We start from the raw sequence: 21449 nt of genomic DNA on the forward strand, positions 1-21449 counted from the left end.
AGCCTCAAATCTTGTTTTATGGTGAATATTCACATGGCTTCAACTGATTGGTTATCTCAAGGCACTTTGGTGCTTGCAAGTAATAACAAAGGTAAAATTGCAGAATTTGAAAAAATGTTTGCGGAACTGAATTTGCCTGTTGAAGTGATTCCTCAAGGTCAATTAAACATTGAAGATGCCATCGAAGACGGTCTAAGCTTTGTTGAAAATGCCATTATCAAAGCGCGTCATGCGTCGAAAATTTCAGGCAAGCCAGCCATTGCAGATGATTCTGGCATTTGCGTACCTGTGCTTGGTGGCGCACCGGGGATTTACTCTGCGCGCTATGCAGGTGAACATGGCAATGATGCCGCTAACAATGCCAAGTTGCTTGCTGACCTCAAACCACTCCGTAAAGAGAGTGAAGCCATCGAAGGGATGTTTGTATGTGTCTTGGCTTTGGTCCAACATGCAGAAGACCCACTCCCACAAATTTTCCAAGGGATTTGGCGCGGTGAAGTGATGGAAGCAGCACGCGGTGAAAATGGCTTTGGCTATGACCCACTGTTTTGGCTGCCTGAACTAAACGTTTCTAGTGCTGAATTATCAAAAGAAGAAAAAAATAAAATCAGCCATCGTGGTCAGGCGATGAAATTATTTAAAGCAAGTTTGAAATAATTTGCATTGGAGTTAATCTTAATGCCAAAGATTAACTCCAATCCCTGAATAAAAATAGAATAATTATGGCACTTCAACCGATACAGATCATATGCAACGCATGTCATCACACTTCAACTGAAATCCCGACACGCTCTTTTCTTGGTTTTCAAAAAATAAGTTGCCCTCATTGCCATGCGCAACTGACCTACCCGCTCACCTCAGGCTTTCGTACCACTTACGCTATTTTTGCAGTGTTGATCGTACTGTCGATCATGCTTAATCTGTCGCAAGGTCAGGTTGGATTTCCAGGCCTGATAGGTATCGCGATGATATATGCCCTCGTGCGTGATTGGCAGATTCGCAAACAGCTCAAGTAGTCACCCTTTGCCGGCATCTATAATTCACTTTTCATTTTAAAGCGAAAAAAGATGCAAAATTAACCCATATATACTGACGACGATGCAGCTCATAATCGTGCCTGAAGCAATATAACGTGCCGAAGTGCCTGTTCCTTGATAATGCGTTTCTAAAGCCACAATATTGGCGGCAGGGGGTAAGCAGAACAGCATAAACATCACCCCAATATATTTCTCGATCTGGGGAATCGGAAGAAAGGCATAACTCAAACTACAGATCACCGCGCCAACGGTGAGTTTCATCGCATAAATACGACTACTGTTCATCAGATCACGCCACTGTACCTTAGTTTGGCGCAGCCACATGCCTAAGACGCACATCCCTGTGAAACTCATTCCAATTTTTGCAGCCTGATACAGCCAATCTAAGATCTGATGTTCTTCTAAATGCTGCAGTCCAACTATTCGACAGACACCTGCAATCATCAAGGCAAATACAGGCGGTGACATCGCCACTTTTTGAATCACGCTCGACCATGGGAGTTGGGCTGAACTGACGGCTGTCACGGCCCACATATTGCCAAAGATAGAGCCACCGACATACAGAGCCACCATCGCTGCACTAATTTCAGGACCGAACAGTGCTAATGCAAAAGGAAAACCCAGCCAAGCCAAGTTCAAATAACTGACACACAAGGCACGTAAACTATCTTTTAACAGCCAGCGAAATAAATAAAACATCAGCACGGCAACACTAAAGCTAAAGAGCATGAGCGCTAAACTGCCTGCTTGATAGAACACCATGTTGTAGATGATCACGGCTGGAATAAAACAGCGTGCAAGTAAGCTAGAGAAAATCGATTTGAGCGATGATGTTCCTGATAATGATGCCAATCCGAGGCCACTTAAAAAACCCAATATCGGAAGAAGAAACGCCACTACACCACCCTCACTGCTCAATCCATGCATAGTAACACTGAACATAAGCTTCGCGGCTGTCTTTAAACTGCAACATCTTGGTCACTTCACTGTCATCTACAACTGCTGAAATGTTGTGCAGACCAACAAGAGGATAACAAGATGGCTGGACTATCGATTTGGCATGTACTGATTTTTGCAATTGTGGTGATTTTACTCTTTGGTACCTCTAAGCTAAAAAACTTGGGCAAAGATGTCGGCGGCGCGGTCAAAGATTTCAAAAAATCGATGCGTGATGAAGACGCAGCAAATACACAGCTTAATGAGCCCCGCACGCTAGAGCATGAAGCTCAAAATAAAACCAATTCCTCAGTTCAAAGCTAAGGAGTTGTCATAATGCTTAATATTGGTATTAGCGAATTACTGGTGTTCAGCATTATTGCGCTGATCGTACTCGGCCCGGAAAAACTGCCTGAAGGTATCCGCTTTGCAGGCAAATGGTACGGGAAAGTTAAACGACTGATCAGTAACGTGCAAACAGATATTGACCGTGAACTTCGCATGTCCGAACTTCGTGAAGAAATGCAAAAAGAAATGCAACGTATTCAACAGCTCGAAGCGCGTATGCAGGCGCAGATGAATGAATTGCAACAAACGCAACATCCCATAGAACAGACTGCGCAAAAACAACAAGAAGCAGTCCTACCTGACAATAAAAATTTATCCCCACGTTATCAATACATCGAACGTGGTCAGAGCACGATCTTTGCCATGGTTACACCCCAAATGAAAATAAAGCACGAAATTAAAACAGATCAATCTGCTGCATTAAGCTCGACCGAAGCATTAGCAGAATATCAGGTGGCCGTATGACAGATCTTTCACTGAATAATTCACAGAACACTGTGCCTGATTTGGAAGAAATGCCGATCACCAAACATTTGGTGATTTTGCGTCGGCATTTGATCAAAATTACAGGGCTCATTTTGATTCTGTTCTTTTGTTTATTGCCCTTTGCCAATCAAAGCTATCAATTGATGTCAGAGCCTCTGCGTGCGCAGTTGCCGATGACCTCATCCATGATCGCAACGGATGTGACCGCCACCTTTATGGCGCCGTTCAAGTTGAATTTCTTTGTCGCGCTTATGCTCGCGATGCCTTTCGTGATTTATCAACTTTGGGCCTTCATCAAACCTGCACTGTATGACAAAGAGCGGCATTTGGCGATGCCCTTATTATTCGGCAGTATCGTCCTCTTCTATGCCGGTATTGCCTTTGCCTATTGGGTTGCCCTGCCGTCCATCCTACATTTTTTTATGAGTGTTTCCCCTGAAACAGTCGCCCCTATGACTGACATCAATAGTTATTTAAGTTTCTGCTTAAAGCTATTTTTGGTGTTTGGACTGACCTTTGAAATTCCTATCATCACGTTAATTTTGATTTTGATCGGGGTGGTGTCTACTCAAACCTTGGTGGAGAAGCGTCGTTTTATTATCGTCGGCTGTTTTTTTGTCGCCATGTTTGCCACTCCACCCGATGCGCTTTCGATGATCATGCTGGCCATTCCCATGTGGATGCTCTTTGAGCTGGGTTTGTTCTTTGGCAAGCTGATTGAAAAACGACGTGCATCTGCAACTTAAATAGACATATGTTTCGACAATTTTGGTGAGTTTTACACCTAAGAGGCTGAGATAGCCTCTTTTTTTATGCGCCCATCTTAATGTTTTGCAATTTTCATGCAGCGAAATCTAAAAGCCTATTTCATCAGTTTGCAACATTAGCTTCAAAGCATTGTCATATTTTATCGATAGTTTTATGTGATCAACTTTTACCCAGCACACCTTTGCCAGGATTTAAATTCATGACAAACATGCCATATAACGAAGATCAAGAACTTGATAACAACACTTCGGATAACCTTCATTTTCGTGACATTTTAGAACAGCGCATCAGCCGTCGTAGCTTGATTACCAAGACTGCGAGTGGTGCAGTCGCACTTGCATTGGCATCTTCATTAACGGGGTGTAATGATGACAATGACTCAGATTCAAATAGCAATACCAAACCACCTGTAACCGATCCAAATCAAAAACCGACCAAGTTCAATTTCACACCGGTGAAAAAAAATTTAGACGATATTGTGACTGTTCCTGAAGGCTATCAAGCGCATGTGCTATATGCGATGGGTGACTCGATTAACCCTGCATACCCAGCGTGGGATGATAACAATGTTCCTTCTGGCCCGAGCTTCTAATTCCGCTCTGGTGACTGCCATGACGGTATGAGCTTCTTTGGTTTAAATACCACCTCTGGACGTTATGATGCCAAGCAGTCTGACCAAGGTTTGTTGGTAATGAATCATGAATACATCAACCCGACCTTCTTGCACCCGCAAGGCCCAACCAAAGTGGAAGGTCGTCGCCCTGAAGATGAAGTTATCCGTGAAGTCAATGCACACGGTGTTTCTGTGATTCAAATTGAAAAAGACAGCAAGACTCAAGCCGTTAAACTGGTACAAAACTCTCCATTTAACCGTCGTATTACCGCATCGACCGTAATGGACTTTAAAGGCCCTGTTGCAGGCTCAAGCTTAGTCAGTACAAAGTTTTCAGCCAATGGTCAACAAACCCGTGGTACACACAACAACTGCGGTAATGGCTATACCCCTTGGGGCACTTACCTGACAACAGAAGAAAACTTCATTGGTTACTTCGCTCGTGCAAAAGACGATGATGCCAAACGTAGTCCTGCTGAAATTGTGGCACTCAACCGTTATGGCCTAAAAGCGGGTGCGAACTCGCGCTATGGTTGGGAAACAGCGATTGGAAGTAATGAGTCTCAAGATTTATATGACCGTTGGTCGGCGAATGTTACCGGTACTCAGGCAGCAGAAGATTATCGTAATGGTCCAAACACCTTTGGTTGGATTGTCGAAATCGATCCATTTGACCGCCGTGAAAACCCAGTAAAACGTACTGCACTGGGTCGCTTTGCACATGAAGACTGCCGTGCAAGTCGCTTGCGTGAAGATGACAACCTTGCGTTTTACATGGGCGATGACTCGCGCGGTGAATACATCTATAAATTTGTATCCGACCAAAAATGGAATAAAAAAGATGTCAACGGTGGCTATGCCGCGGGCGACAAATACATGAACAACGGTAAGTTATACGTTGCCAAATTTAACAACGACGGCAAAGGTCAATGGATTGAATTGAGCTATAACGTCAATGGTTTAAACCAAAGCAACAGCGTGTATCCTTTTAGCTCACAAGCAGATGTGCTGACCTTCGCACGTCTTGCCGCAGATGCTGTCGGTGCTACCAAAATGGACCGTCCTGAATGGGTCGCTGTGCATCCAGACAATGGTGAAGTCTATGTGACCCTCACCAATAACTCGAACCGTGGTACGACGCATTCACTTGATGCAGCCAACCCACGTAACTACACCGACCCTGAAGGTGGTAAAGGCAACGTCAACGGTCATATTATCCGTTTCCGTGAAGATGGTGATACAACCACAGCACTCAGCTTTACTTGGGATATTTACCTGTTTGGTGCTGAAGCAAAAATGGCGAGCAACATTAACTTATCTGGTCTAAATGACAACAATGACTTGTCTTCACCCGATGGGATGTGGTTCGACCCACGTGGTGTGTTATGGATTCAAACCGATGACGGTGCTTATACTGATACCACCAACTGTATGATGCTTGCTGCGCTTCCGGGTCAAGTCGGTGATGGTACAAAAGCCACGACATCATCGGGTCAAGAAACCATTGTGGGTGCAAAACTGAATGATGAAAACTTACGTCGCTTCCTGACTGGACCTAAAGAATGTGAAATCACAGGTGTGACGATGACACCTGACTACAAAGCGATTTTTATCAATGTGCAACATCCCGGTGAAGATTCAGCATCCTATTCTGAACCGACCAGCCACTGGCCTGCATCACAAACCAATGCAGCAGCGACTTCACGTCCTCGCTCAGCGACCGTAGTCATCACCCGTAAAGATGGTGGGGTGATTGCTGGCGAAGCGGTAGAACAAGCTCAGCCAACGCAAAAAACCGCATAAGACACCTCTAAAAAATAAGCCGACGAATCGTCGGCTTTTTTTTATGGCTTTAAATGCACTTCTATCTGGGTGATCTGTCCTTGTTGCTCACCCTGCTGCTGTTTTTCCTGCCAATGCCACTGTGAATCCCGCATACACAATAAATTTGAACAGCGGGTGCCATACACCGGACTTTGAATAAAGGTTGAAGACAGCAAATGTTCCATTTCCGCCTGAATCCCAGTATTGGGTAACAATGATGGAATGATTTTACGTTCATCTTCCAAAATATCCCACGCAGCAGCGTCTATATCCGCCTGTGGTTGCTGGCTTTGTAGCATCGGTAAAAATTCTTGCGTGAAACGTTTGCGTAAATGTCGGGTCTTTTCCCAATGTTCAGTCATTAAACCATTGGATGTGACATACACCCCTTTGGCTAAGACTTGTGGCGCTTCACCGCGATTACTCATATAAACGGCTTGAGTGGCATCGCCAACGAATAAATTAAAGCCAGCATAATTACATTGGATTTGTTCCAGTGCTTGCGCAAACCGAATGGGCGTTTGCTCAGATTCTAAAAATTGCTGAATCAAAGCGCCACGTGAAGTGGGATATGCAGTCTGATCACGACCATCACGAAAATTGGTCACAATCGCCCAACGCCCTTGAGCGGTTATCCCCATCCATGTTCCACCAGACTGTAAGTCCTGCCCTGCAATAATCGGACTATCTACCCATTGCTTTAGGCCTGCCGTCGGTCGATGATAAAACTCATCACGATTCGAAATCAGGCAGAGTGGCATGTCATCCAAGACCTGCCAAGCAAAAGCCACAATGCACATATTCAACTCTCAATATCTTTACACATTGAATGTACAACATTTTTCAGCACATTCAGCTAAAATCTGTGCAAAACATAATGACAAGGAACAGCAATGCTGACATATCCAAATATCGACCCTGTGGCGATATCACTGGGGCCACTACAAGTTCACTGGTATGGTCTGATGTATTTATTGGCCTTTTTATTTGCATGGGGCTTGGCAACCTACCGTGCAAAACAACGTGACGGCTGGAACGCAGAAATGGTCTCAGACCTGATTTTCTACGGTGCATTGGGTGTCGTGATTGGTGGACGCTTTGGCTATGTCTTCTTTTATGGTTTCGATCAGTTCCTTGCCAACCCATTGTGGCTATTCCAAGTTTGGACAGGCGGCATGAGCTTCCATGGCGGTTTCCTTGGGGTCATGATTGCCATGTTACTGTGGTGCAAGAAATATAAAATGACTTGGTTCCAGACCCTCGACTTTATTGCACCCTGCGTTCCAACAGGCTTAATGTTTGGTCGTATTGGGAACTTTATTGGTGGCGAGCTATATGGTCGTGCAGTGACTGACCCAAATTTTGCTTTCGGCATGATCTTCCCGACCGATCCACTTCAGTTGGTGCGCCATCCGTCGCAACTCTATCAAGCACTCTGTGAAGGTTTAATTCTGTTTATTGTGCTGTGGTGGTTTAGTTCAAAACCTCGCCCACGCTATGCCGTTTCAGCTTTGTTCCTCATCGGATATGGTATCGCACGCTTCACCGTTGAATTCTTCCGTGAGCCGGACAATGGTCAACTGTTCATTGGATGGATGAGTAAAGGTCAGTTCCTGACAGTTCCGATGATTCTGATTGGACTATGGATGATGTGGTATGCCTACCAGAAAAAAATCTATGACTGGGGCCCACAAAAGAATCATTAATATTTTCTAAATATCTTTAAGCAAGCGAGGTCCAAGCCTCGCTTTTTTATGCGCTGAAATTTATTCCTTCATACGCATTTACTGCACATGAAGTGACTGAATTAGACAACTGATCTGTGCTAAAGTTTATTCAGCTTATTTTTAAACTATCGATCCATGCTTGAATTTTGGTTTAATCCCAGCGTTTCTGTACTTAAAAAAATCTTGTTTTTTATTGCGATGGCCGTACTGACCGGTGTTCTGTATTGGATGAAACCCCTAACACTTCAAGCCATTCTAATGTTCATGGGTACAGGCGTCATTTTCCTGATTTGTCGTTATTGCAAGATTCATTTTGCAGCAAAAAACCCAACAGGTTTGCTCTATCGTTTATTAACGTGGATACCGATTGCACTGCTGTTGGCATTGGTTTTTATCAACATGAATAGGGGTGAAATTCTGATTCCGGGTGCTCAAGGCATTGGCTTTATGGCTTTGGCGATCTGCCTGCTCTCCCCGATTTCTCTACTGAATAAAAACGAGAAAACTTCGCCCAAAGGTAAAGTTTAAATGCTGACGTTTTGGTACTCTGAGCGCTGTAACCGACAAATCAAGCTCATCATTTGTATCAGTACCTGTGTGCTTATTTTTCTATGCGTTGAACAAAAACAACTAGATCCCCGCTTTGCGGGCTTCAGTTTAGCCATTGGTATGATGATTGATCTGCTTTATAAGCTCAGACAAGACAAACTAAAAACACTGTCTCCGTCATTAAAATGCGGTTTGGCTGGTTTGCCCATTTTATGTTTAATGTGCTTAATTTATTTTCTACCCAATGAGCAACGCTGGATTTTAGCGCTGCAATGTGTGGGCTTTACTGCAATTGGATTATTTATCGTCTCGATCTACAGTCAGCGTGCAAAAAGGTTTGAAGACTAACCTTTTATTCAGCCACGGGCTGTTAATCCGCTAAGCGATAATAGCTATATTTCACATTTGGAGTTCGATAGACCGCATAACCCGCTTGACGATAATCAGACACCCAATCCTTACCTGAATATGCTGCGATATGACCATAACGGCTACTTTGATTGCGGTCGATAATATAAATATCGCCTTTCTTTGGTCGATCAAACGCTAAATTAATTTTTTGATAACCAATTTTTTGTAATGTGCTGCCCCAGTCTGCTGCGGCAACGGGGTGACCGTTAAAACGTGCCCCTGCGGACTCAAGTGCTAGACGAACACTGCGGGCACATTTCTGAGTACTGCTTTGGCGGGTAATGCCTTGTAAAAATCCAGTCAAACGATCGATATCGATACGCTGACCATTTCGGGATACCACATTTTTAGTCGCTGCTTTTTGAGTGGTATTGGACTTGCCCGTATTTTTACTCGCCTGAGAACGAATTATGATATTTGCCTGAACTGGAGCATGCACTTCACTCAAGTTTACATTGTGATCATAAGCCATTCTTTAACCCACACTCCCGCCTATATTTAGGCATTCAAAAATTTTAACGAGGGTGATAGTACCGCGTAAATCATGTTTTTTCATGTAAAAAATGTAAGATTTCTTAAACAAATCTTCACATTTAAATACGACCGTCTATTTTTAATTCAAATAGATTTATTTTTGATATCAAACTCTTAATCAAAAATAGCTGTTCAATATCACCTCTTCATAATGAGAAAAATCACGTTTATTTTTTAATCAAACTTATCTGTACTTTTTTCAACACTGCGAAAGAAGCATCTCTCAATATGTAAAAAATAGAGCTTCATTTTCTAAGCTCATGCTTGATTTAACAGACATATTGTCTCGTTAACGCTTGATGTAATTGTTATTAATAGGCGTCTTCAGCCCAGACAACTCAGCGCTTGTTGCCTGCAAAATTTGGTCATCACCCAATAAACACCGTATGCTTTTGATTTTTTAAACCTGACCATATTCAAGTACCCATCGCAGTTCCTTCCACACGCAAAACAAGCTAATATGTGCCACAAGAAATTTAGCAAATTATGAGAGAGACATGCGCCAGTATTTAGACCTTTTACAACACATTCTCGACAACGGCGGCGACAAGGGCGACCGTACGGGTACGGGAACACGTTCTGTATTTGGTCATCAAATGCGCTTCGATCTTTCTCAAGGTTTCCCTTTACTGACCACCAAGAAAGTTCATTTCCGCTCTATCGTGATTGAACTGTTGTGGTTCCTTAAAGGCGATACCAATGTTCAATATTTGCAAGACAATAAAGTCTCGATTTGGGATGAATGGTCTACAGCAGAACAAACTGCTCGTTTTGGTCGTCCTGCCGGTGAATTAGGTCCTGTTTATGGTCATCAATGGCGTAATTTCGGTGCAACCAAAAAAGCCGATGGCCTATATGAACAAGATGGTTTCGACCAAATCAAATGGTTGGTCAATGAAATCAAAACCAATCCTAACTCTCGTCGTCTAATCGTGTCTGGTTGGAACCCAAATGAGGCAGGTAATGTTGCATTGCCACCATGCCATACCTTGTTTCAATTTTTTGTTCAAAACGGAAAATTATCTTGCCAATTATATCAACGTAGTGCTGACGTTTTCCTAGGTGTGCCGTTTAACATTGCCAGCTATGCCCTGTTAACACACATGATTGCGCAAGTTTGTGGTCTTGGTGTGGGCGACTTCGTTTGGACCGGTGGGGATACACATTTGTATGCCAACCATTTCGAACAAGCGCAGTTGCAACTGACACGTGAACCAATGGGTCTGTGCCAATTAAAACTCAATCCTGAAATTACCGATCTTTTCGATTTTAAATTTGAAGATATTGAAATTGTAGGTTATGAATCACATCCTGCGATTAAAGCCCCTGTTGCTGTTTAATTTTTATATTAAATTTCGAATAGTTAAAACCAATATTAACAATTGATTTTACCTTAAAAAAGACAGAAGCTATTTAATTTAAGATTTTATAGTTACAATATCCAAATTCAGCTTTTTAATAAGCCGAATTTGGATATTGCTTTTTTTATGGTTTGGATTTTAACGTTATGACTTTCCAAAATTTAGAGGTTGTGCATGTTGTTGCAATGGATAACCAACGTTGTATTGGGAAAGATAACGATCTTCCTTGGCATATTTCTGCCGATTTAAAGCACTTTAAAGAAATCACTCAAGGTGGAGTGATTATATTAGGTCGTAAGAATTTTGACTCAATTGGTCGCCCACTTCCTAAGCGTGTCAATTGGGTTGTAACGCGTAATCTCGATTGGTCTTTTGAAGGTGTTAAAGTAGCTCATTCAATTGAAGAAGCCTTAAAAAACTCTATGGACGATGTTAAATCTTCAGAAAAGCCAAATACTATTTTTATTATTGGCGGTGGAGAAATTTTTCAACAAACCATTAATATCACCGATCGTCTAGAATTAACACACATCGATTTAAATGTTGATGGAGACATTTTCTATCCTGAAATTCCTGCGGACTTTCAAAAAGTGGCATCAGAACAACACATCGACGACAAAACTGGGATTGCTTTTGAGTTCGCAACTTACCGAAAATAAAGAAAAATCTTAAACTAAAAGAAAAATATGCAACAGAGTGACCAACAAGCAATGTTCAAAAAAATAGGGCGAAGTATTCTTCATGCTCTATTTAGTGTGTTTGTCCTCTGTTCTTCGATTTGGCTCTGTGCCGCCCTGTGGATACAGCAACCGGCAGGCTGGTTAGGCAGCCGCATTATCATTGGGATCTGGATTGCTTTCGCCCTGAGCATTTTAGGCATCTATATTACCCAACACTTTTTTAGCCGTCGTAAAGATGTCTTGATTTATATTGTGGGCTTTATCTGTGGTCTATTTTGGTATTTTGGCATGGAAGCACGCCAAGATCGTGAATGGAATCCTGAAGTAGCAGAAATTCTACATTATGAAAAGCAAGGCAATCTCGTCACCTTGCATAATGTGCGTAATTTCGACTGGCATGCCGATGGCAGCTATACCCCGCGTTGGGAAACCCGCCAATATGACCTAAGTCAAATCAATGGCGTCAACATCATTACATCGTATTGGATGGGGCCGCAAATCGCCCATACCTTGGTCAGTTTTGATTTTGCTGACCGACCACCGCTGACGTTTTCGATTGAAATTCGCAAAGAGAAAAATGAAGAATTCTCTGCAATTGGTGGTTTTTTCCGTAAATATGAACTGAGCCTCATTGCATCAGATGAAAAAGATATCATCTATACTCGTAGCAATACACGTGGTGAACAGGTCTATTTCTTCCCCGTAAACATGCCAAAATCTGAAATGCAGGCGCTGTTTATTGAATATCTACATAAGGCCGATGAACTGCGGACTCAACCTAAATGGTACAACACGCTCACTAGTAATTGTACAACACTGGTGTTTGATATGATTCAAGCGGTTTCCAAACATCAGCTTCCAACCGATTACCGCTTATTTGCATCGGGTTATTTGCCGAATTATTTGTATGACCTTCATGCCATAGACCAAAATTGGGATATGAAAACATGGTATCAAAAAGCCCATGTTAACCCTCGTGTCTCTCAAATCAAGCAACTGAGCAGTGAACAATATTCCAAATTAATTCGACAAGGTTTGCCGCATTCACATTCAAATCCAAGCGCCAATCAATTGTAATTCTTAAATATTGATACAAATATGGCTAGCTTATCTGTGCGATATTTGCTTAGATAGTTGAAATGCTTCCACGGGGAAATTCCGATGCTAAAACAAATATTTGTTGCTGCAACTTTGGTTTCAACTTTAGTGGTGACAGGCTGTGAAAGCATGCCTGCACAAGACAACACCCTAACTGAAAATTTAAACCTATTACAAAACCGTACTTGGATTGCCACTCAGATTGGCAACACTCCAATCAAAACAGCACCCAATGCGCATAATATTCCAAGCATTCAATTCGATGCGGCTTCAAAACGTGTCTCAGGTGCAGACGGCTGTAATCGTATAATGGGTGGCTATAATGCTGGCAAAGACACCATAACGTTTGGCCCGATTGCTGCGACACAAATGGCTTGTCTCAATAACAATGGGCTAGAGCGACAGTACCATGCAGCACTCGAAAAGGTAACGCATTATCAAGTTTTTGGAAAAACCTTGAAATTGCTAGACCGTCACGGCAATTTATTAATTCAATATGAAAGCGCTGTTCAACCGCGTTAAATCATTAAAAAAGTCTGCTTCGGCAGACTTTTTTATTCACTGTTCAGTCATGCCAGAGACATTTAATGCACATAAACTAGTGATTAGTATACAGACGTACATTGCAGTTTTTAGCTATAACCCCATATTAAACATCAGGGAACAAAATAGGATTTCACTATGCAACAAGCGGTATTTGGTGGTGGGTGCTTTTGGTGTGTAGAAGCAGTTTTTCTACAACTAAAGGGCGTGCAAACAGTCGTCAGTGGTTATGCAGGGGGAGTTACTCAGCATCCGAGCTATGAGCAAATTTGTGAGGGGAATACCCAACATGCAGAAGTCATTCAGATCAATTTTGATGACAGCCAAATCAGTTTTAGCCAATTGCTAGATGTATTTTTCGCAACTCACGATCCAACCACGCTGAACCGTCAAGGCAACGATGTCGGTACACAGTATCGCTCAGTGATTTTCTATCAGGACGAATCACAAAAGCAGCTTGCTGAACAACGTATTGAAGAATTAAAAGCTGAAGGCATCAATATCGTGACTGAACTGAGTCCAATGCCAACCTTCTACCCTGCCGAAGAATATCATCAAAACTTCTTTGCACGTAACCCAAACCAAGGTTATTGTAATTTTTCAATACCACCTAAACTCATGAAATTACGTAGCAAATTTCAAGACCTACTCAAATCTGAGTGATCTAATTAAAACGGCATCTATTTTCAAAATAGAAACATAAAAAAAGCGACATTTCAGTCGCTTTTTTTAGTTATCTTTGCTCAGTGCTTAGTTATCACTGGCAAAGGCGATATCGCTGAGTCCGGCTCCACTCGCACGCGACATCACTTGTGCAACTGTGTCATAACGTGATTCTTTATCGGCTTTTAATACCAATGCAGGCTTACGTTCTTGCTGACCAGCTGTATTTAGACGACTTTCTAAATCTTCGAGCGTGACAATATCACCATTCCAAGCGATATCACCCGCTGAGTTAATGCTGATGGTTACGCTTTCAGTTGGCAGATCAATCACTTCTGCAGTCGTTTGTGGCAAGGTTAATGGAATTGATGGGTTGGCAACAGTCGCAGTCACCAAGAAGATGATCATCAATACCAACATAATATCGATGAGCGGAATGAGGTTCATCTCATTCATGCCAGCATCGTTGTCTTCACCCAATTGAAAAGCCATTAAGCTTGACCTCCAGCTAAACTTTGCTGTGCAGTTTTCACGTCTTCTCTCTTCGCTGCAGATTCTTGTTGCAACATAGTATCAATCAATAAACCATGTGCTTGATCTTGCAATTCATTCGACAGTGTACGGTTAAAACGAACACAAATGTTATAAGCCAATACCGCAGGAATCGCCACAGCCAAACCAAGACCGGTCATGATCAAAGCTTCACCGACTGGAGTTGCCACTTGCGCTAAACCCGCTTGACCGCTTTTTCCTACTGCTACAAGGGCATGAAAAATACCCCACACAGTACCGAACAAACCTACGAACGGTGCAATTGAAGCAATCGTACCCAATACAGATACGCCTTTTTCAGCATTAGCTTTTTCTACCGAAATTTGACGTAGTAATGCTTGTTCAGCCACAGCCTTACGTTGTTCAAAAGCCAAAGGAGCAAATTTCGCTTTCAGTTTGCTTAGTGCATCTGCAAGGTGGTTATATGCCACCTGCTTGAGCTGACGTGTGCCCATAATACGAAGAACGAAGATCGTCCAAGTCGCAATCGACATTGCAAGTAACACGAAATACAGTGTTTTGCTGACTGCATCTGCATGTTGCCAATAAACTGAAAAGTTCATATTCGAACTCCTAATGGGTTAGCCGGAATCTTAATTAAGTTTAAAGTTGAATGGTTGATCAACTCGCGTCGGAGTTGCCACACCATTATCAATATATTTGGATAAACGTGCACGCTTCACTGCAGCAGTCACTTTACGGTTTACAGCAGCGCCACAAGTCGAGTTTTTAATCGTTGCTGATTCGACTTTACCTTCAGCACTTGCTGCAATCGCAACTTCAACTGTACACGACGCTTTTAATTCACCATCTTCAAATTGAACATTCGGTTTCTTAATCCAACTGACACCATTACCAATGCTGACTGTTTTAGGTGTCGGTGGCGCAGGTGGTGCTGGAGGCGCAGGTGGTGGTGCAACAGGTGCCGGAGGTGTTGGTTCAACACGAACGACTTTTGTTTCAGAAACCACAGTTGAAACAACAGGTGTTGGTGGTACGTTTTTGACCGCTTCAACAGTTGGTTTCGGCGCATCTTTCTTTTTCACCTGTTCCACTTTTTCCACTTTCTTCGGTGGAGGTGGTAAAGGCTTATCTACAATTTTAACTTCTTTTGGCTTTGGTGGCTCTTTCTTCGGTTCTGGTTTTGGCTTCGGAGGTTCTGGTTTTTTCTCTTCAACAATCTTCACAAAACGAACTTTAATCGGATCTTTTTCAATCGGTTTAAGTTCTGGTGCTTTCATATTGCTGACCGCCCACAATACTCCCATATGCCCTACCACAACAGCGAGAAGCGCAGTAATGATTTTCTTTTTCATCGGGTTAGGTGATTGCATCATTGGAGCGGGAGATTGACTCATTAAACTCAGTTACCTTGAAGAAGCGATTGCATTTATTTTGTCAAAAATACAATCATGCTCATCGGTTAGCACAATTAAAGTACGGCAATAATAAATGAGAAGTGTTTTCATTTGCAACTATTAATTCGTCAGATTTAATGACTTTTTTTAATCATAATATAAAAAAGGCATACCTAAAGTATGCCCTTTTATTCAAAAATTCATCTCGTTTTATTGAAATACAACAGTTTTATTACCATCGACAATAATACGATCTTCAAGATGCCATTTGACTGCACGTGCGAGTACATTACGCTCTACGTCCTGACCTAACTCACGCAATTGTTCAACGGTAAAGTCGTGACTGACACGCTCTACGTCTTGCTCAATAATCGGACCTTGGTCAAGATCAGCAGTCACATAGTGCGCTGTTGCACCAATCAGTTTCACGCCTTTTTCATGCGCTTGTTTATATGGGTTCGCACCAACAAAGGCTGGGAGGAATGAATGGTGAATGTTGATCACTTTCATTTCCCATTTTTGAACAAATTCTTCGTCTAAAATTTGCATATAACGAGCAAGAACGAGTAAATCATTGCCTTGCATCAACTGATCAATTTGCTCATAAGCTTCACGTTTGTTTTCTTTATTCACAGGAACAACTTCAAACGGAATACCGAAATTTTCTACAGATTCACGTAAAGCATCGTGGTTAGACACGACTTTGGTGATTTCACATGGCAAACCACCACGTGCATGACGCCACAACAGCTCAAGCAAAGCATGGTCAACTTTTGACACCAAGATACCGACTTTCTTCACATCACTGACTAAAGCTAAACGCCAGTGCATGTTGTAACGCTCAGCAACATTGCTCGCAAATGTTTGAGTTAGACTTTCTTTACGGCTTTGTAAATTGTCCAATTCAAACTCAACACGCATGAAGTATCGCCCCCCTTGAGCTTCAGTCGCGTATTGATCAAGTGCGGTAATATTTGCTCCCTGATGATACAAAAAGCTCGATACAGCTTGCACAATCCCTGGTTTATCTTCACAGGTAATGAGTAAGCGTGCTGTGTTAGCGGTCGACATATTCATGTTGGTTTATATCACTAATCAGTTAAATTGAAAAAAGAGCCGAGTATTCTAACGCTTTTTAAAGCCAGACTAAATAGTCTTATTCAGTAACCTGATGCTTTACGTTTGAAAGACTTGCAAATAAGTCCGACGGCCCTAAAGTTTCGAGCAGTCGCTCATAGGTTTCACGGCTTTCACCACGTAGATATGCGCCTTCTAAGAACACCATTTGTCGCAGTGCTTGCCACACCCACTTTTCTTCCAAAGTGTTGGAGTCAGTAATATGGCCCGACATATAAAGGAAGTTGGTCCAGTTGGTCAGCACGATCCACAAGTTAATGGTTAAGGCCTCAATTTCAGAATCGGTCATCTGCATTAAGCCTGCGTCAACAAAGGCACGATAAATTTTCTGCCCTTGTTGCATAACTTGACCGGCAAAACGCGGATACATTTTGCGGAAATCTTCATTATTTTCGACCAAGTGATAAACATCACGATGTAAAAAGCGATAAGCCCATAATTGGCTACTTAACACTTGGAAATAGCGAATTTTATCATTGGCATCAAGCTGACGATCATCAGGAAGCGCTAACATTTCTAGCGTTTCATGCTGATATTGCTCCATTAATTCCTTAATAATTTCACTTTTATTTCGGAAATGGTAATACAAGTTACCTGGGCTCATTCCCAGTTCAGCAGCAATATGATTGGTTGTCACTGAACGCTCGCCACGCTCATTAAACAACTGCAAACTCAGCTGCAAAATACGTTCTTTCGTTTTTAAGGTTTTGGTGTGAGACATCCTAAAACAACCATTTATTTCAAAGCATTAGAACACTAACACATAAAGTAACTTGACTATTTAGAGTATTTGCTCTAAAAATTAATTAATCGCTAATTTGGATATGGTCGTGCGACATGAATAGTCAAACAAAAACAACTTCAATGACACCACATTCTTTTGATCACCAGCATCTCAACAATATGTTGGAACAGCAGAAACAAGCATATTTACGTTACCCATTGCCTACAGCGAAGGAACGTATAGACCGTTTGGCTCGGCTTAAGCGTATCTTAGTTAAGTATCAAGATCAATTTGCTGATGCAATTAATCAAGACTATGGTAACCGTTCTATTGGTGAAACCAAGATTGGTGAGTTGCTCACATGTCTTGAACACATCAAATATTATAGCAAGCATTTGACAGACTGGATGAAACCATCCAAACGCCATGTCGGAATTATTCACCAACCTGCAAAAGCATGGGTGCAATATCAACCACTTGGTGTCGTCGGCATTATTACGCCATGGAACTACCCACTGCTTCTTTCTATAGGCCCACTGATTTGTGCTTTGGCTGCGGGCAACCATGCCATGATCAAAATCTCGAGTGCCTCTGCGGCATTCGGTGATGTGCTCGAAAAAGCTCTCGCAGAAGCATTTCCTCAAGAATTGGTCGCAGTCGTCAATGGTGGTGGCCCAATTTCAGATGCGTTTAGTCACCTTGCCTTCGATAAAATGATTTTCACGGGCTCAACCAATGTCGGTAAAACCGTCATGGCTGCTGCGTCTGAAAACTTAGTTCCTGTGATTTTAGAATTAGGCGGAAAGTCACCTGTATTGGTTCATCCGTCTATTGACCTTGCGGATGTTGCACAGCGTCTTGCGGTTGGTAAACTTTGGAATGCAGGTCAAACTTGTGTTGCACCTGATTATGTGTTCTTACCTCGTGGTAAAACTGCTGAATTTTTAGATCACTATAAAGTGTGCGTTGAAGCTATGTACCCAAGTATTGCTCATAATCAGGACTACACCTCGATTATTAATGACAAGCAGTACAAGCGCCTACAAGGTTATTTAGAAGATGCGCGTGATCAAGGCGCACAAATCATCAGTTTTAACCCACAAAATGAAGATGTGGACGCTGTACGTAAAATTGCACCGACTGTTTTAACGGGTGTCACTCCAGACATGCAAATTATGCAGCATGAAATCTTCGGTCCGATCCTTCCGATCATGGAATATGATCAAATTGACGAGGTTATTGCTTTTATTAATAGCCGTCCTCGTCCACTTGCTTTATACTATTTTGACTTTGATCAGGCACGTGCCGACTATGTCGCAACACGTACCCATTCAGGACATTTCGGACAAAACACGGTATTAACCCATGTTGCTCAAGATGACCTGCCGTTTGGCGGTGTGGGGGCTTCGGGTATGGGTAAATATCATGGTCCAGAAGGTTTCTTCAGTTTGTCGCATGAACGCTCGGTGATGTCGAATCCAAAACTCTATAGTTTGAAATTCATTCTTCCACCGTTCAATAAGCCGATCCACAAACTGATTTCGAAGACACTTCTTCGATAAACGATCAAGGCATGAACGATCACACTGGGTGATCGTTCGTTTTATGCAAAATCGCTTGTCTTTTAAGCGCATTTTTGATATAAAACGCCCCTTGAATGAATTCAATGTTTTTTTTGACTGGCCATACAGATTTGCTGTTGGCTAAATCAATGGAGTTACACCATGTCTAAGGTTTGCCAAGTTACCGGCAAGCGTCCAGTCGTTGGTAACAACGTCTCACACGCCAACAACAAAACTAAACGCCGGTTCGAGCCGAACCTGCATCACCACCGTTTTTGGTTAGAAAGCGAAAAACGTTTCGTACGTCTTCGTCTAACTACTAAAGGTATGCGTATTATCGACAAATTGGGCATCGAAAAGGTTGTTGCTGACCTACGTGCTCAAGGTCAAAAGATCTAAGGAGCTACGAACATGCGTGATAAAATTCGCCTAGTTTCTTCTGCTGGTACAGGTTATTTCTACACTACCACTAAGAACAAACGTACTATGCCGGAAAAAATGGAAATCAAAAAATTTGATCCAAAAATCCGTCAACACGTAATTTTCAAAGAAGCTAAAATCAAATAATTTTAGTTTTTTGAAAAAAACGACCTGCTTAGGTCGTTTTTTTTTGCATTTTTTTTATTCGAATTGCTAAACTTTCAGAATGCTTTTGGCACTTTTTGTGCTTGTCTTTTTTACCCTTAACTTAGGCTTAAGGAGTTTTTAGTGCCTCATGATGTAGAACTCATAATATTACTTGCTGTTGGCTTTGGTTTTGCCTTAATTTTTGGCTATATTGCTGCGCGCCTGCGACTTCCTCCCCTCATCGGCTATCTGATTGCCGGTATTATTATTAGCCCAAATACGCCTGGAGTAGTTGGCGATATCCATCTCGCTAACCAGTTAGCCGAACTCGGTGTCATGTTCCTGATGTTTGGCGTGGGTATGCACTTTTCACTCAATGATTTGATGCAAGTCCGTCGTATTGCCCTCCCCGGTGCCATTTTACAAATTGCAGTGGCGACCTTACTGGGTATGGGAATTTCCATGCTTTGGGGCTGGAGCATGGGCTCAGCCTTAGTGTTTGGCTTAAGTTTGTCGTGTGCAAGTACTGTCGTTCTACTCAAAGCCTTAGGTGATCGCGGTTTACTCAACTCCGTCAATGGTAAAATTGCCGTGGGTTGGCTCTTGGTTGAAGACTTGGTGATGGTTTTGGTCCTGGTCCTTCTGCCTGCAACTGCCGTACTGCTTGGCGGCCAACCGCTCACAGAAAGCAGTGCTGATGAAAATATTTGGCTGACCTTAGGTCTAACTTTACTCAAAGTTGCTGGCTTTATTGCCTTCATGCTGATCATTGGTAAACGCTTAGTGCCAATGATTATGCAAGTGGTTGCACGCTTAGGCTCACGTGAATTATTCACGCTTACCGTGGTTGCAGCAGCTGTGTCTATTGCCTTTGGTGCCTACAAGGTATTTGGTGTATCCATGGCACTGGGCGCATTTTTTGCCGGTATGGTGGTCAAAGAGTCTGACTTTAGTCACCGTGCAGAAGAAGAAACCCTTCCGCTTCGTGAAATTTTTTCGATTTTGTTTTTCGTCTCCGTCGGCATGCTGTTTGATCCACGGATCTTGATTGAACAACCGCTTCACGTCTTAGCAGTAGTCGGCATTATCATGATTGGTAAGACCATCGCTGCAATGGCGTTGGTGTTGTTCTTCCGTTACCCCATCAATACCGCATTAACCGTTGGGGCGAGTTTGGCGCAGATTGGTGAGTTCTCATTTATTTTGGCGACCTTAGGTGTATCTCTAAATCTCCTTTCAATGGAAGGTCAAAATCTGATACTGGCAGGCGCTTTAATCTCGATTACGCTGAATTCATTTATATTTTCTGCAATCGAGCCTATGCAGCGACTCATCCGTGAGCGCTCGAATTTGGCCCGTTTACTGGAACGTAGTAGTGACCCATTGGCCATGTTGCCGGATGAGGTCTCACAGGATTATCTGCGTGATCAGGTGGTGCTGATTGGTCATGGTGAAGTCGGTCGTCGTATTACTCGCGAATTAATGAATGAAAACATTAAAGTGGTTATTGCTGAAGAAAACCGTGAAATCGTGGAAAACTTGCGGGAAAAAGGCATCGCTGCGGTATCTGGTGTAGCAACAGAACCGGGTGTTTTAATTCAAGCCCATATTCAACACGCACGCCTTTTGGTCATTTCACCTATGGATATTTTAGATATTCATAAAATTGTCGATATTGCCAAAATGCTGAATCCGTCTATCCAAGTATTGGTTTGTGCTGAAAGTAAAGAAGAAGCTGAAGTCATTCGTCGTGACAATATCGGTGAGGTTTATTATGCCAAAGAGGAAATGGCGAAAAATATGAGCAATCATATTTTAAATCAAATCCAAATTGCCCATCACCAAACACCGACACACTAAATGCCTAAATAAAACGCTTAGGGGCAATACCCAAAAGGCGATGCATTAAAGCATCGCCTTTTTTTAAACTGATATAATTCAGTAATATTAAAATCACAAATAATTGAATTT

General features: G+C 42.4%; 25 protein-coding genes and 1 pseudogene. 18 read left to right on the forward strand and 8 right to left on the reverse strand.

The window, feature by feature from the left end; all coding sequences use genetic code 11:
• Positions 1-33 precede the first annotated feature (33 nt).
• Both rdgB and FTT99_RS10495 read left to right on the forward strand, forming a co-directional pair.
• Positions 34-657, forward strand: a complete 624-nt coding sequence (rdgB, locus tag FTT99_RS10490; protein WP_180026016.1) for an RdgB/HAM1 family non-canonical purine NTP pyrophosphatase — start codon at positions 34-36, stop codon at positions 655-657.
• Positions 658-722: 65 nt separating this feature from the next.
• Complete coding sequence (locus FTT99_RS10495) at positions 723-1016, forward strand: hypothetical protein (RefSeq protein ID WP_180131567.1); 294 nt, start codon at positions 723-725, stop codon at positions 1014-1016.
• Between the two features lie 36 nt (positions 1017-1052).
• On the opposite strand, the gene FTT99_RS10500 is transcribed toward FTT99_RS10495, so the two are convergent.
• A complete protein-coding gene (locus FTT99_RS10500) occupies positions 1053-1934 on the reverse strand; it encodes a permease (protein WP_143221672.1) in 882 nt (293 codons plus the stop codon).
• 141 nt (positions 1935-2075) lie between these two features.
• Here FTT99_RS10500 and tatA point away from each other — a divergent pair, with 141 nt between their 5' ends.
• The 4 genes and pseudogenes from tatA (at position 2076) to FTT99_RS10520 (ending at position 5991) form a co-directional block, all read left to right on the forward strand.
• Positions 2076-2297 (forward strand): Sec-independent protein translocase subunit TatA, encoded by a 222-nt coding sequence (tatA, locus tag FTT99_RS10505; protein WP_078189673.1) that lies wholly within the window; start codon positions 2076-2078, stop codon positions 2295-2297.
• Between the two features lie 12 nt (positions 2298-2309).
• Positions 2310-2786, forward strand: a complete 477-nt coding sequence (gene tatB, locus FTT99_RS16565) for a Sec-independent protein translocase protein TatB (RefSeq protein WP_180024441.1) — start codon at positions 2310-2312, stop codon at positions 2784-2786.
• Positions 2783-3553, forward strand: a complete 771-nt coding sequence (tatC, locus tag FTT99_RS10515; protein ID WP_180131565.1) for a twin-arginine translocase subunit TatC — start codon at positions 2783-2785, stop codon at positions 3551-3553. Before tatB ends, tatC begins: the two co-directional genes overlap by 4 nt.
• A 221-nt stretch (positions 3554-3774) precedes the next feature.
• A pseudogene (locus FTT99_RS10520) lies at positions 3775-5991 on the forward strand (PhoX family phosphatase).
• 41 nt (positions 5992-6032) lie between these two features.
• Here the strand turns inward: FTT99_RS10520 and FTT99_RS10525 are convergent.
• Positions 6033-6812, reverse strand: a complete 780-nt coding sequence (locus FTT99_RS10525; protein WP_180034931.1) for an NRDE family protein — start codon at positions 6810-6812, stop codon at positions 6033-6035.
• 93 nt (positions 6813-6905) lie between these two features.
• Here FTT99_RS10525 and lgt point away from each other — a divergent pair, with 93 nt between their 5' ends.
• The 3 genes from lgt (at position 6906) to FTT99_RS10540 (ending at position 8636) form a co-directional block, all read left to right on the forward strand.
• The gene (lgt, locus tag FTT99_RS10530) at positions 6906-7718 is read left to right on the forward strand and encodes a prolipoprotein diacylglyceryl transferase (protein WP_078189677.1); all 813 of its coding nucleotides are present in this window, start codon (positions 6906-6908) and stop codon (positions 7716-7718) included.
• A 156-nt stretch (positions 7719-7874) separates the two neighbouring features.
• Complete coding sequence (locus tag FTT99_RS10535; RefSeq protein WP_180131559.1) at positions 7875-8267, forward strand: hypothetical protein; 393 nt, start codon at positions 7875-7877, stop codon at positions 8265-8267.
• Positions 8268-8636, forward strand: a complete 369-nt coding sequence (locus FTT99_RS10540; RefSeq protein ID WP_180131557.1) for a hypothetical protein — start codon at positions 8268-8270, stop codon at positions 8634-8636.
• A gap of 22 nt (positions 8637-8658) precedes the next feature.
• On the opposite strand, the gene FTT99_RS10545 is transcribed toward FTT99_RS10540, so the two are convergent.
• The gene (locus FTT99_RS10545) at positions 8659-9171 is read right to left on the reverse strand and encodes a peptidoglycan amidohydrolase family protein (RefSeq protein ID WP_078189680.1); all 513 of its coding nucleotides are present in this window, start codon (positions 9169-9171) and stop codon (positions 8659-8661) included.
• Positions 9172-9730: 559 nt separating this feature from the next.
• Here FTT99_RS10545 and thyA point away from each other — a divergent pair.
• The 5 genes from thyA (at position 9731) to msrA (ending at position 13578) form a co-directional block, all read left to right on the forward strand.
• Positions 9731-10573 (forward strand): thymidylate synthase, encoded by an 843-nt coding sequence (gene thyA / locus FTT99_RS10550; RefSeq protein WP_078189681.1) that lies wholly within the window; start codon positions 9731-9733, stop codon positions 10571-10573.
• Between the two features lie 167 nt (positions 10574-10740).
• Positions 10741-11253: a dihydrofolate reductase gene (locus tag FTT99_RS10555; protein ID WP_180004562.1), complete on the forward strand. Its 513-nt coding sequence runs from the start codon at positions 10741-10743 to the stop codon at positions 11251-11253.
• A gap of 27 nt (positions 11254-11280) precedes the next feature.
• Positions 11281-12351: a DUF4105 domain-containing protein gene (locus FTT99_RS10560; RefSeq protein ID WP_180131554.1), complete on the forward strand. Its 1071-nt coding sequence runs from the start codon at positions 11281-11283 to the stop codon at positions 12349-12351.
• Positions 12352-12435: 84 nt separating this feature from the next.
• Positions 12436-12894: an META domain-containing protein gene (locus tag FTT99_RS10565; RefSeq protein ID WP_180131552.1), complete on the forward strand. Its 459-nt coding sequence runs from the start codon at positions 12436-12438 to the stop codon at positions 12892-12894.
• Positions 12895-13053: 159 nt separating this feature from the next.
• Complete coding sequence (msrA, locus tag FTT99_RS10570; RefSeq protein ID WP_180024449.1) at positions 13054-13578, forward strand: peptide-methionine (S)-S-oxide reductase MsrA; 525 nt, start codon at positions 13054-13056, stop codon at positions 13576-13578.
• A gap of 87 nt (positions 13579-13665) precedes the next feature.
• Here msrA and FTT99_RS10575 read toward each other — a convergent pair whose 3' ends face one another.
• From FTT99_RS10575 to FTT99_RS10595, 5 genes are all read right to left on the reverse strand, one after another.
• Positions 13666-14070 (reverse strand): biopolymer transporter ExbD, encoded by a 405-nt coding sequence (locus tag FTT99_RS10575; protein ID WP_078192724.1) that lies wholly within the window; start codon positions 14068-14070, stop codon positions 13666-13668.
• Entirely contained in the window at positions 14070-14693 is a 624-nt protein-coding gene (locus FTT99_RS10580; RefSeq protein ID WP_180131549.1) for a MotA/TolQ/ExbB proton channel family protein, read from the reverse strand. Before FTT99_RS10580 ends, FTT99_RS10575 begins: the two co-directional genes overlap by 1 nt.
• A 30-nt stretch (positions 14694-14723) precedes the next feature.
• Positions 14724-15488: a TonB family protein gene (locus FTT99_RS10585; RefSeq protein ID WP_111884065.1), complete on the reverse strand. Its 765-nt coding sequence runs from the start codon at positions 15486-15488 to the stop codon at positions 14724-14726.
• A gap of 210 nt (positions 15489-15698) precedes the next feature.
• Positions 15699-16565 carry a formyltetrahydrofolate deformylase gene (purU, locus tag FTT99_RS10590; RefSeq protein ID WP_078192727.1) on the reverse strand — a complete coding sequence of 289 codons (867 nt, stop codon included), beginning with the start codon at positions 16563-16565 and terminating at the stop codon, positions 15699-15701.
• A gap of 79 nt (positions 16566-16644) precedes the next feature.
• A complete protein-coding gene (locus FTT99_RS10595; RefSeq protein WP_078192728.1) occupies positions 16645-17346 on the reverse strand; it encodes a TetR/AcrR family transcriptional regulator in 702 nt (233 codons plus the stop codon).
• Between the two features lie 116 nt (positions 17347-17462).
• Between FTT99_RS10595 and FTT99_RS10600 the strand changes: the two genes are divergently transcribed.
• From FTT99_RS10600 to FTT99_RS10615, 4 genes are all read left to right on the forward strand, one after another.
• Entirely contained in the window at positions 17463-18911 is a 1449-nt protein-coding gene (locus FTT99_RS10600; protein ID WP_180034939.1) for a coniferyl aldehyde dehydrogenase, read from the forward strand.
• A 162-nt stretch (positions 18912-19073) separates the two neighbouring features.
• A complete protein-coding gene (gene rpmB / locus FTT99_RS10605; RefSeq protein WP_000048256.1) occupies positions 19074-19310 on the forward strand; it encodes a 50S ribosomal protein L28 in 237 nt (78 codons plus the stop codon).
• Between the two features lie 12 nt (positions 19311-19322).
• Positions 19323-19478, forward strand: coding sequence for a 50S ribosomal protein L33 (rpmG, locus tag FTT99_RS10610; RefSeq protein ID WP_001205031.1), 156 nt, complete (start codon positions 19323-19325; stop codon positions 19476-19478).
• 141 nt (positions 19479-19619) lie between these two features.
• Positions 19620-21338, forward strand: coding sequence for a cation:proton antiporter (locus tag FTT99_RS10615; RefSeq protein ID WP_180007170.1), 1719 nt, complete (start codon positions 19620-19622; stop codon positions 21336-21338).
• The last annotated feature ends 111 nt before the right edge of the window (positions 21339-21449 follow it).

Source organism: Acinetobacter sp. YH12040 (assembly GCF_013420005.1).
GTDB classification, from domain to species: domain Bacteria; phylum Pseudomonadota; class Gammaproteobacteria; order Pseudomonadales; family Moraxellaceae; genus Acinetobacter; species Acinetobacter amyesii.